General features: G+C 58.4%; 11 protein-coding genes. 9 read left to right on the top strand and 2 right to left on the bottom strand.

Annotated features, from left to right (window positions below; translation table 11 throughout):
* Positions 1–118: 118 nt before the first annotated feature.
* Genes AC1Z1G_RS04070 through AC1Z1G_RS04080 form a run of 3 tightly spaced genes read left to right on the top strand, consistent with a single transcriptional unit; the run spans position 119 to position 2,274 of the window.
* Entirely contained in the window at positions 119–1,522 is a 1,404-nt protein-coding gene (locus AC1Z1G_RS04070) for a sodium-dependent transporter (protein ID WP_483625085.1), read from the top strand.
* A gap of 7 nt (positions 1,523–1,529) precedes the next feature.
* Positions 1,530–1,964 carry a type II toxin-antitoxin system RatA family toxin gene (locus AC1Z1G_RS04075; RefSeq protein WP_483625087.1) on the top strand — a complete coding sequence of 145 codons (435 nt, stop codon included), beginning with the start codon at positions 1,530–1,532 and terminating at the stop codon, positions 1,962–1,964.
* Entirely contained in the window at positions 1,957–2,274 is a 318-nt protein-coding gene (locus AC1Z1G_RS04080; protein WP_483625089.1) for an RnfH family protein, read from the top strand. Before AC1Z1G_RS04075 ends, AC1Z1G_RS04080 begins: the two co-directional genes overlap by 8 nt.
* A gap of 61 nt (positions 2,275–2,335) precedes the next feature.
* Here AC1Z1G_RS04080 and AC1Z1G_RS04085 read toward each other — a convergent pair whose 3' ends face one another.
* On the bottom strand, positions 2,336–2,863 hold the full coding sequence (locus tag AC1Z1G_RS04085) for an outer membrane protein assembly factor BamE (protein ID WP_347903988.1): 528 nt from the start codon (positions 2,861–2,863) through the stop codon (positions 2,336–2,338).
* A 97-nt stretch (positions 2,864–2,960) separates the two neighbouring features.
* On the opposite strand from AC1Z1G_RS04085, the gene fur reads away from it, so the two are divergent.
* Positions 2,961–3,365 carry a ferric iron uptake transcriptional regulator gene (gene fur, locus AC1Z1G_RS04090; RefSeq protein WP_064382593.1) on the top strand — a complete coding sequence of 135 codons (405 nt, stop codon included), beginning with the start codon at positions 2,961–2,963 and terminating at the stop codon, positions 3,363–3,365.
* Between the two features lie 75 nt (positions 3,366–3,440).
* On the opposite strand, the gene recN is transcribed toward fur, so the two are convergent.
* The gene (gene recN, locus AC1Z1G_RS04095) at positions 3,441–5,114 is read right to left on the bottom strand and encodes a DNA repair protein RecN (RefSeq protein ID WP_483625091.1); all 1,674 of its coding nucleotides are present in this window, start codon (positions 5,112–5,114) and stop codon (positions 3,441–3,443) included.
* 250 nt (positions 5,115–5,364) lie between these two features.
* Between recN and grpE the strand changes: the two genes are divergently transcribed.
* The 5 genes from grpE to carA all read left to right on the top strand — a co-directional run bounded on the left by grpE (position 5,365) and on the right by carA (position 11,583).
* Positions 5,365–5,931 carry a nucleotide exchange factor GrpE gene (gene grpE, locus AC1Z1G_RS04100; protein WP_095169477.1) on the top strand — a complete coding sequence of 189 codons (567 nt, stop codon included), beginning with the start codon at positions 5,365–5,367 and terminating at the stop codon, positions 5,929–5,931.
* Between the two features lie 102 nt (positions 5,932–6,033).
* The gene (gene dnaK / locus AC1Z1G_RS04105; RefSeq protein WP_347903992.1) at positions 6,034–7,950 is read left to right on the top strand and encodes a molecular chaperone DnaK; all 1,917 of its coding nucleotides are present in this window, start codon (positions 6,034–6,036) and stop codon (positions 7,948–7,950) included.
* Positions 7,951–8,247: 297 nt separating this feature from the next.
* A complete protein-coding gene (gene dnaJ / locus AC1Z1G_RS04110; protein WP_483625093.1) occupies positions 8,248–9,372 on the top strand; it encodes a molecular chaperone DnaJ in 1,125 nt (374 codons plus the stop codon).
* Between the two features lie 10 nt (positions 9,373–9,382).
* Positions 9,383–10,189 (top strand): 4-hydroxy-tetrahydrodipicolinate reductase, encoded by an 807-nt coding sequence (gene dapB, locus AC1Z1G_RS04115; protein ID WP_483625095.1) that lies wholly within the window; start codon positions 9,383–9,385, stop codon positions 10,187–10,189.
* 257 nt (positions 10,190–10,446) lie between these two features.
* A complete protein-coding gene (gene carA, locus AC1Z1G_RS04120) occupies positions 10,447–11,583 on the top strand; it encodes a glutamine-hydrolyzing carbamoyl-phosphate synthase small subunit (protein WP_483625097.1) in 1,137 nt (378 codons plus the stop codon).
* Positions 11,584–11,686: the final 103 nt, after the last annotated feature.

The following is an 11,686-nucleotide window of genomic DNA, read 5'->3' on the forward strand; positions in this document are numbered from 1 at the left end:
AGGGGCGGCATTATAGGCAGTTGCACGCGAGTCGGCTACGGTGAACCTGCGTGCTTGAGCGCATTGAGTGAATCCCGGACAATGCGCCCTCTTTTTTGAACGCTTGGGCGTGATAACGATGTCGACAGACAAGGTTTCTGTCCACGGCAGTTGGGCTAGCCGCTGGGTCTTCATACTCGCTGCGACCGGTTCGGCCGTGGGCCTGGGTAGTATCTGGAAATTCCCCTACATGGTCGGCGTCTATGGCGGCGGCGCGTTCGTGCTGGTGTTTCTGGCCTGTATCGCGCTGATCGGCGTGCCGGTGATGTTGGCCGAAACCCTGATCGGACGTCGTGCGCGGCAAAGTCCTGCAAATGCCTTGAAGGTGCTGGCGCTGGAGGCCGGGCATTCGGCGAAGTGGTCCTGGGGCGCGTTTGCCGGGATGATCACGGCGCTGCTGATCCTGTCTTTCTATAGTGTGGTGGGCGGCTGGTCGCTCGACTACATCATCGACATGGGCCGTGGAGACTTCCAGGGCGTCACGGCGGATCAGGTCGGCGCGTACTTTAATGGGGTTATCTCCGACCCGTGGCGGCTGACGTTGTGGCACACCATCTTCATGCTGCTCTCGGCGGTCGTTATTGCCAAAGGCGTGGTTGCCGGGCTTGAGCGCAGCCTGAGAATCATGATGCCCATGCTGTTTGTGATGCTGGTGATTCTGCTGGGTTACAGCCTGACCACCGGGCATTTCATGGATGGCGTGCATTTCATGTTCGACTTCGACTCGTCGAAGGTGCTCGATGGCTTGCTGCCGGCCATGGGGCATGCGTTCTTTTCCCTGAGCGTGGGCGTCGGTTCGATCATGATCTACGGCGCTTACATGCCGAAGAACTCGTCGATCTCCGGGACGATTGTCGGTGTTGCACTGCTCGATACGTTCGTGTCGTTGCTGGCCGGCCTGGCGTTGTTTCCGATTGTGTTCGCTGCAGGCCTGAACCCGAGCGAAGGGCCGGGGCTGATGTTCGTCAGCCTGCCATTTGCCTTTGGGAACGTGGCGTTCGGTCAATTGATGGGTGTGGTTTTCTTCGTGCTGGTGGCGATTGCTGCCTGGAGTTCGGCGATTTCGTTGCTTGAGCCGATGGTGGCTTATCTGGTTGAGCGGACCAAGATCCGTCGCGGCTGGGTCACGTTCTGGCTGGCGTTCAGTTGCTGGTTCGTTGGCCTGGGTACGGTGTTCTCCTTCAATATCTGGAAGCAGGCCAAGTTTTTCGTGAACGATGGCGGGGTTTTTCACCTCTACCAATGGGGTGCCGAGCACGGTCTGGATTTCTTCGGCGTGATCGACTTCTTTACTTCGCGGATCATGCTGCCGCTGGGCGGCTTGTGCTTTGTGGTGTTTGCCGGTTGGGTCATGGGGCGTGAAACCGTGCGCGATGAGCTGTCGATTCGCAGCCCTGTATTGTTCGCCCTGACCTTGTTCTTGATGCGCTATGTGGCGCCCATCGGCATTCTTGTAGTGTTTGCCGCCCAGCTGTGGAAGTGACGCTGACATGACGACTCATATTCAACGTTCGGCCCTGTTGCCGTACCCGGCGCAGGCGCTCTATGACCTGGTCAATGACGTGGCGCACTACCCGGAGTTTCTGCCGTGGTGCTCGTCGGCCGAAGTACTGGAAAGCTCCGATGTGCACATGCGTGCCAGTGTCGGTGTCGCCAAGGCCGGTTTAAGCCAGCATTTCGTCACGCGTAATACGCTGGTGCCAGGGCATTCGATCGAGATGAACCTTGAGGAAGGGCCGTTCAATCAATTGCACGGTGTCTGGACGTTCAAGTCGCTGGGGGCGAAGGCCTGCAAGATCAGTCTCGATCTGTCTTTCGATTACGCGGGGCCGATTGTTCGGGCAACCCTGGGGCCATTGTTTAACCAGGCAGCCAACACGCTGGTCGATGCTTTCTGTCAGCGTGCCAAGCAATTGTATGGTTGAGTCGTTGATTGAGGTCGAGGTGGTGTATGCCGCCGTCGACCGTCAGGAACTACTCATCGTGTCGGTGCCAGTCGGCTCAACAATACGAGCGGTTTTGTTGAGGTCGGGGATTGGCGAGCGGTTCCCGGAGCTCGATCTGACGACCTGTCCGGTTGGAATCTTCGGCAAGGTCATCGCCGATCCGCAGCAGCGTGAAGTGTTGGCGGGTGATCGGATCGAGATTTACCGGCCTCTGCTGGCTGACCCCAAGGAAGTGCGTCGTCTGCGGGCGGCCAAGGCTGCAGCCGAGGCCAAGGCGCGGGATCAGTAGATTTCCGGATGCGTAGACAACAAAAAGCCCGGACATGCCGGGCTTTTTGTTGTGTCGCCATTTATTGCGGCGAGGTGTCCAACGGTTCTGGTGTTGGCACCGGAACGGCTTTTACGCCGTCCACATCTTTCTGGATCTGATCCAGCAGGGAGCCCGGCTTGACCGGTTTCTCTGGTTTCGGCTTCTCGACGTTTTCAGCAGGAGCGGTCACGGTCGTGGCGCTGTCCTTGCCGAGAATGGCTTCGTCGCGGCTCACGCCAGGCATGAAGTCGCCCGACAGGCTGACGAGTTGGTCGTTGGCGTTGAAGATAACGCTGACGCGTTCCTGTTGGCGCTCACCGCCGCCTGGCTGCAGGCTATACAAATAATCCCAGCGATCGGCATGGAACGTGTCGGTCAGCAGAGGGTTGCCCATAATAAACCGTACTTGCCGACGGGTCATTCCCGGGCGTAACTGGTCTATCATGTCCTGCGTGACGACATTGCCCTGCTGGATGTCGATTTTGTAAACCCCGGGGAATGAACAACCGGCGAGTGCGAGCAGTCCCACGAAGGTGAAACTGGTTAGCAAGAGCTTGGTGTTTTGCATCGGTGGGCGACTTCCACTATCTTGGCTGGGACAACGTAAACGCCGATCATACCCGCATTAAGAGAAGCTGCGAAGCAGCATCGCGAGAAAGCTGACCATGGTTGAAAATAGCGAACTACGCAAAGCCGGCCTCAAAGTGACCCTGCCACGGGTCAAAATTCTGCAAATGCTCGATTCCACCGAGCAACGTCACATGAGCGCCGAGGATGTTTACAAGGCGTTGATGGAAGCGGGCGAGGATGTCGGTCTGGCCACGGTTTACCGTGTTCTGACTCAATTCGAAGCGGCTGGCCTTGTGGTCCGCCACAACTTCGACGGCGGCCACGCGGTCTTCGAACTGGCTGATGGCGGTCACCACGACCATATGGTCAACGTGGAGTCTGGCGAAGTGATCGAATTCTTCGACGAAGAAATCGAAAAACTTCAGAAGGCGATCGTCGAGAAGCACGGCTACGAGATGGTGGATCACAATCTTGTGCTGTACGTACGCAAGAAAAAGTAAGCATGTCGCGCGGATTCAGGTCCGCGAAACGAACGAAGGCGACCCAAGGGTCGCCTTCGTGCTTTCTGTCGTTGATCAGATTTTTGCCGTCACGACCATTTTCTTTGCGTGGGCCAAGGATTCCTTGGTCAGGTCGATCCCGCCCAGCATTCGCGCTACTTCTTCTATCCGCTCGTTTTTGCTCAGCTTCGACACGGCTGTATGCGTAGCGTCGTGACCGCGAACCTTGTGCACAAATAGATGTTGATGACCCTGGGAGGCCACTTGCGGCAAGTGGGTGACCGTCAGCACTTGGCCGCGTTCGCCCAGGCGGCGCAGCAGTTGGCCGACAATTTCAGCCGTCGGGCCGCCGATGCCCACGTCCACTTCGTCAAATACCAGCGTCGGTACTCGTGAGGTTTGCGCGGTAATGACCTGGATTGCGAGGCTGATCCGTGACAGTTCGCCACCGGACGCGACCTTGGCCAGCGCTTTGAGCGGTTGTCCGGGGTTGGCACTGACCAGCAATTCCACCTGTTCCAGGCCGTTGGGTAGCAATTCGGTGCTGCTGTTGGGGCGCAATTCGATGGTGAAGCGACCGCCGGGCATGCCCAGGCGCTGGATCTCCTGTTCGACGGCGCTGGCCAGGCAGGTGGACGCCTGATGGCGCAGATCGCTGAGTTCTCGGGCTTTTTCCTGATAGTGTCGGGCGTATGCGCCCAGTTCTTCGCTTAGTCGCTCGATGGATTCATCGTTGGCATTGAGTGTTTCTATCTCGTCCAGCAGGCGCTGTTGGAGTTCCGCGACGTCAGTGGGTTGAATCCGGTGTTTGCGTGCCAGGGTGTAGATCGCGTCGAGGCGTTCTTCCAGTTGCTGGAGGCGTGCCGGGTCGGCGTCGAAGTTATCGAGGAAGCGGTTGAGTTCGCCGACTGCTTCTTCAACCTGGATCTGTGCGCTGGTCAGCAGGTTGGTCGCTTCGCCCAGTGCGACCACCGAATTATTGACGCTCGACAGGCGATTGAGGCTCGCGGTCAGGGCATTCAGGACATTGCCCGAGTCACTTTCGCTGCATTGTTCGACCACTTGGCGGCAAATGCCCAGCAAGGTTTCAGCGTTGGTAAGGTTTTTGTGTTCCTGCTCCAGGTGTTCCAGCTCGTTTTCACCGAGGCCCAGGTTTTCCAGTTCTTCGAGTTGATAGCTGAGCAACTGGTGGCGTGCGCGTTGCTCGTCGCCGGAGTTGGAAAGGCGTTCCAGTTCCTGGCGGGTCTGGCGCCAGCGTTGGGCGGCCAGTTGCACCTGGCGGGCGAGGTCCGTGGCGCCCGCGAATTCGTCGAGCAGTCGGCGGTGGGTGTCGGTTTTGAGCAGGGATTGGTGCTCGTGCTGGCTGTGGATATCGATCAGCAGTTCGCCGAGGGCTTTCAGATCGCCAAGCGGGCAGGGGCTGCCGTTGATGTAGCCGCGTGAACGACCTTCAGCGGTGATGACCCGGCGCAGGATGCACGGCCCTTCGCTTTCCAGGTCGCGTTCGGCCAGCCATGCGCTGGCTTCGGGGATGTCGGCAAGGTCGAAGGTGGCCAGGATATCGGCCTTGTCTGCGCCCGGGCGCACGACGCCGCTGTCGGCGCGGTCGCCGAGGGTCAGGCCCAAGGCGTCGAGCATGATCGACTTGCCGGCGCCGGTTTCCCCTGTGATCACGCTCATCCCGCGATCAAGTTCCAGATCGAGATGTTCAACGATGGCGTAGTTATGTACGGACAGGTGCACCAGCATAGAGGCCGCTCCCAGGCTTTAGGTCTGGTTATTTATACAGTGTTTTGTTTCTGGCTGACAATGCCTGCGTTTAGCTCGATTTGCTTGAGTGTCGGTTTTTTTTATTGCGAAGCAGAATGCTATCTCACGCACTTTTGTAAGGTTAATCACGCGTACCGCGACTTCAGCCCTTGAACCTGAAAATTGCGGCCCCATATACCGGGGCAGAAGCGCGAGTCGAGTTCGCGCACGATTTTGAAAGGAGAAATCTATGGCTGACGAACAGACGCTGGATACGCAAAATCTAGACGCCAATCAGGCTCCCCAAGCATCGGGTGAAGACCTGGTGGCTCGTGTACAAGTGCTCGAAGAGCAACTGGCTGGCGCTCAGGATCAGGCTTTGCGTGTTGCCGCCGATCTGCAGAACGTCCGCCGTCGCGCCGAGCAGGATGTAGAGAAAGCTCACAAATTCGCGCTGGAAAAATTTGCCGGCGACCTGCTGCCGATCATCGATAGCCTGGAGCGTGGCCTGGAGTTGTCCAACCCGGACGACGAAAGCATTCGCCCGATGCGTGAAGGCATCGAGCTGACCCTGAAAATGTTCCAGGACACTCTGAAGCGTTATCAGCTGGAAGCGATCGATCCGGAAGGCGAGCCGTTCAACGCCGAGCATCACCAGGCTATGGCGATGCAGGAAAGTGCCGACATGGAACCCAACAGCGTGCTGAAGGTGTTCCAGAAGGGCTACGTGCTCAACGGTCGTCTGCTGCGCCCGGCAATGGTCGTGGTCAGCAAGGCGCCAGCGCCGGTTTCGCCTTCGATTGACGAGCAGGCTTGAAATCCGCCGCAAGGCCCCCATTTATAAGTCAAGCGTTTAAGTGCTACCGCAGTTAGCCACCACTGCTGCGGCAACCAAATCCAAAGTTTCGGGAGAGTGAACATGGGCAAAATTATCGGTATCGACCTGGGGACTACCAACTCCTGCGTCTCCATTCTTGAAAACGGCAACGTAAAAGTTATCGAAAACGCCGAAGGCGCGCGCACCACGCCGTCGATCGTTGCCTACGCCAACGATGGCGAAATCCTGGTTGGCCAGTCGGCCAAGCGTCAGGCAGTGACCAATCCGCACAACACCCTGTACGCGGTGAAGCGTTTGATCGGTCGTCGCTTCGAAGAAGAAGTGGTTCAGAAAGACATTCAGATGGTCCCTTACAAGATCGTCAAGGCTGACAACGCCGACGCCTGGGTTGAAGTGAACGGCCAGAAAATGTCGCCGCCACAGATCTCGGCTGAAATCCTGAAAAAAATGAAGAAAACCGCCGAAGACTACCTCGGCGAAGCAGTGACTGAAGCGGTGATCACCGTTCCTGCTTACTTCAACGACAGCCAGCGTCAGGCGACCAAAGACGCCGGCCGTATTGCTGGCCTGGACGTAAAACGTATCATCAACGAACCAACCGCAGCCGCGCTGGCTTATGGTATGGACAAGGCCAAGGGCGATCACACCGTGATCGTTTATGACCTGGGCGGTGGTACTTTCGACGTATCGGTTATCGAAATCGCCGAAGTTGACGGTGAGCACCAGTTCGAAGTGTTGGCCACCAACGGTGACACGTTCCTGGGCGGTGAAGACTTTGACATTCGTCTGATCGACTACCTCGTTGACGAATTCAAGAAAGAAAGCGGCATGAACCTCAAAGGTGACCCGCTGGCGATGCAGCGCCTGAAAGAAGCCGCTGAAAAAGCCAAGATCGAGCTGTCTTCGAGCCTGCAGACCGACGTTAACCTGCCGTACATCACTGCAGACGCGACCGGTCCTAAGCACTTGAACGTGAAAATCTCCCGCGCCAAGCTGGAAGCGCTGGTTGAAGACCTGGTTCAACGCACCATCGAGCCTTGCCGCATCGCTCTGAAAGACTCGGGTATCGAAGTTGGCGCGATCAACGACGTGATCCTGGTCGGCGGCCAGACCCGTATGCCACTGGTTCAGAAACTGGTGACCGAGTTCTTCGGTAAAGAAGCACGTAAAGACGTGAACCCGGACGAAGCAGTTGCCATGGGTGCTGCTATCCAGGGCGCGGTATTGGCCGGTGACGTGAAAGACGTTCTGCTGCTCGATGTCAGCCCGCTGACCCTGGGTATCGAAACCATGGGCGGCGTGATGACCGCGCTGATCGAGAAAAACACCACGATTCCTACCAAGAAATCGCAAGTGTTCTCGACTGCCGACGACAACCAGGGCGCAGTGACCATTCACGTGCTGCAAGGTGAGCGTAAGCAAGCGGCTCAGAACAAGTCCCTGGGCAAGTTCGACCTGGCCGAGATTCCACCAGCGCCACGTGGCGTGCCACAAATTGAAGTGACCTTCGACATCGACGCCAACGGCATTCTGCACGTAGGCGCCAAAGACAAGGCCACTGGCAAGACTCAGTCGATCGTGATCAAGGCCAACTCCGGCCTGTCCGAGGAAGAAATTCAGCAGATGATTCGCGATGCTGAAACCAATGCCGACGAAGACCGCAAGTTCGAAGAGCTGGCCAGCGCCCGTAACCAAGGCGACGCCCTGGTTCACTCGACGCGCAAAATGATCGCTGACGCTGGCGACAAAGTGACGGCTGAAGAGAAGACTGCAATCGAAGCGGCCGTGGTTGCCCTGGAAGCCGCTGTTAAAGGCGACGACAAGGCTGCCATCGAAGCCAAGGTTGAGGAACTGTCGAAAGTCTCCGCTCCAGTGGCGCAGAAAATGTACGCCGAACAGGCTCAGCCAGCGGAAGGCGCGGCACCGCACGCTGAATCGGCTGAAAAGGCTGACGACGTTGTGGATGCCGAGTTCGAAGAAGTTAAAGACCACAAGTAAGTTGTTGGTCGGCCGGTTGACTGCCTTTGGGCGGTGACTGGTAGGATGTCGCCGCGCGGGAGCTTGCTCCCGCGTTGGCGTGTCTGGAGTAGACGAATTTTTACAGCATGCGACAAGGCTCGCACGCTGCTGGTATGGCCGAGGATGCTCCTGCTTTTCGAGCCGAAAGTACCAAATCGAATCAAAGACCAGGATCGTTGAATTGACGTGAGTTGGGTCCGGGCCTGTATTGGGGCTCAACGAGTTTGGCGAGGCTCAGGAGGGGTTTGCCGGACGTCCTTAAGAGTGCAAAGACTTATGGCAAAGCGTGACTATTACGAAGTATTGGGTGTTGAGCGTGGCACGAGCGAAGCGGACCTGAAAAAGGCCTACCGGCGCCTGGCGATGAAGCACCACCCGGACCGTAACCCCGACGACAAAGCGTCGGAAGAAAAATTCAAAGAGGCCAACGAGGCCTACGAAGTACTGTCCGACTCCAGCAAGCGCGCAGCGTACGACCAGTACGGTCACGCAGGTGTCGACCCAAGCATGGGTGGCGGCGGTGCCGGTTTTGGCGGTCAGAACTTCTCCGACATCTTTGGTGACGTGTTCAGTGATTTCTTCGGTGGTGGTCGCGGCGGTTCCCGTGGCGGCGCGCAGCGCGGCAGCGATTTGCGCTACACCCTGGAGCTGAATCTGGAAGAAGCGGTGCGCGGCACGACCGTGAATATCCGCGTTCCGACACTGGTCAACTGCAAGCCGTGCGACGGTTCGGGTGCCAAGAAGGGCTCCGCGCCAGTCACATGCCCGACATGCGGCGGCATCGGTCAGGTGCGCATGCAGCAGGGCTTCTTCTCGGTGCAGCAAACCTGCCCGCGTTGCCATGGCCAGGGCAAGATCATTTCCGATCCGTGCAACTCCTGCAACGGCGAAGGTCGTGTTGAAGAGTACAAGACCCTGTCGGTGAAAGTGCCGGCCGGTGTTGATACGGGCGACCGCATCCGCTTGTCTGGCGAAGGCGAGGCGGGTACTCAGGGTGGCCCGATGGGCGACCTGTACGTGGTGATCAACGTGCGCGAGCACGCGATCTTCCAGCGTGACGGCAAGCACCTGTTCTGCGAAGTGCCGATCAGCTTCGTCGATGCCGCATTGGGTGGTGAGCTGGAGATTCCGACCCTTGATGGTCGGGTCAAGTTGAAGATTCCTGAGGGCACGCAAACCGGCAAGCAGTTCCGGGTTCGTGGCAAAGGCGTTGCGCCGGTGCGTGGCGGTGGTGCGGGCGACTTGATGTGCCGCGTGGCCGTCGAAACGCCGGTTAATCTGGGTCGCCGTCAGCGTGAGTTGCTGGAAGAGTTCCGCAGCTCCCTGGCGGACGACAACAGCCATTCGCCGAAAACCACGGGGTGGTTCGAAGGCGTGAAGCGTTTCTTTGGCGATCTGTAAGGAGCCAGGTATGCGACGTATCGCGGTGATGGGCGCTGCCGGGCGCATGGGCAAGATTCTGATCGAGGCGGTGCAGCAGCGCTCGCCGCTTACGGGTCTGACGGCGGCCATCGTGCGCCCTGGCAGCTCGCTGATTGGCGTGGATGCGGGTGAGCTGGTCTCGCTGGGGCGTATCGGTGTGCCGCTGTCCGGTAACCTGGATGCAGTGGCGGATGAGTTCGATGTGCTGATCGACTTCACGCTCCCTGAGGTCATGCTGAAAAACCTGGCGTTCTGCCGCAAGGCGGGCAAGGCTATGGTGATCGGCACCACAGGGCTGGACGCTGCGCAAAAGCAGTTGCTGGCCGAAGCGGGCAAGGACATTGCGATTGTGTTCGCGGCCAACTTCAGTGTCGGCGTCAACCTGTCGCTGAAGCTGCTTGATATGGCGGCTCGCGTGCTGGGCGATGATGCCGATGTCGAAATCATCGAGGCTCATCATCGGAACAAGATCGACGCGCCTTCAGGTACGGCGCTGCGCATGGGTGAAGTGATTGCCAATGCGCTGGATCGTGACCTGCAAAAGGTCGCGGTCTATGGGCGTGAAGGCCATACCGGTGTGCGTGAGCGCGAAACCATCGGCTTCGCCACTGTTCGCGGTGGTGATGTGGTTGGCGATCATACGGTGCTGTTCGCCTGCGAGGGGGAACGACTGGAGATCACGCACAAGGCGTCCAGCCGGATGACCTTCGCCAAGGGCGCAGTGCGTGCCGCGCTGTGGCTCGAGGGGCGTGAGCCTGGCTTGTATGACATGCAGGACGTGCTCGACCTACATTGAGATGTGCCGAAAACAGGGTTTGAACTCAGGTTCGAACCCTGTTTTTAACCGCTAAGCGACGTCCTGTCGCATTCCCCTGCCTTTAAGGCTCTTTAGCGGTGGACCAAAAAAGCCTTTTTCTGTAAGCTACAGCTTTAGTGTGTCCACTAAAAGCGCGCAGATAATTCGATGAAGAAGCGGGGTGACGTGTCCATACGTCACTCCGCTTTTTTGCAACCTGCGATCGCCCCTTCAGGCTTTATTTACGGGAGGTCTTCTTGACTAAGCCAGCCATACTCGCCCTTGCTGATGGCAGCATTTTTCGCGGCGAAGCCATTGGAGCCGACGGTCAGACCGTTGGTGAGGTGGTGTTCAACACCGCCATGACCGGCTATCAGGAAATCCTTACCGATCCTTCCTACGCCCAACAGATCGTTACCCTGACTTACCCGCACATCGGCAATACCGGCACCACGCCGCAAGACGCCGAGTCCGACCGCGTCTGGTCGGCGGGGCTGGTGATTCGTGACCTGCCTCTGGTTGCGAGTAACTGGCGTAACACGATGTCCTTGTCCGATTACCTGAAAGCCAACAACGTTGTGGCGATTGCCGGTATCGACACTCGCCGCCTGACGCGCATCCTGCGTGAGAAAGGCGCGCAGAACGGCTGCATCATGGCGGGCGACAACATCTCTGACGAAGCGGCGATTGCAGCTGCGCGTGGCTTCCCTGGTCTGAAGGGCATGGATCTGGCGAAAGTCGTCAGCACCAAAGAGAAGTACGAGTGGCGCTCGACGGTCTGGGACCTGAAAACCGACAGCCACGCGACCCTCGATGCCAGCGAACTGCCGCATCACGTGGTGGCCTTCGACTACGGCGTCAAGCTGAACATCCTGCGCATGCTGGTCGAGCGTGGCTGCCGTGTGACCGTAGTGCCGGCGCAAACCCCGGCCAGCGAAGTCCTGGCACTCAAGCCGGACGGCGTGTTCCTGTCCAACGGCCCTGGTGATCCGGAGCCTTGCGACTACGCGATCCAGGCGATCAAGGACATCCTTGAAACCGAGATTCCGGTGTTCGGCATCTGTCTCGGTCACCAACTGCTGGCCCTGGCCTCCGGCGCCAAGACCCTGAAAATGGGTCACGGTCACCACGGTGCCAACCACCCGGTCCAGGATCTGGACACCGGTGTTGTCATGATCACCAGCCAGAACCACGGTTTTGCCGTAGACGAAGCGACCCTGCCAGCCAACGTACGCGCGATCCACAAGTCGCTGTTCGACGGCACCCTGCAAGGCATCGAACGTACCGACAAGAGCGCGTTCAGCTTCCAGGGTCACCCTGAAGCCAGCCCGGGTCCGAACGATGTAGCGCCACTGTTCGACCGCTTCATCAACGAGATGGCCAAGCGACGCTAACTGCTCGTCTTGATGTAGAGAAGTCGCCTGAGGGCGGCCCCGGAAGTCGGCGGCCCCTTCAGGTACTTCAACGATTGTTCAAGGCGGCCTCTCCCTAGGGATT

The organism is Pseudomonas sp. JL27(2026), assembly GCF_056933555.1.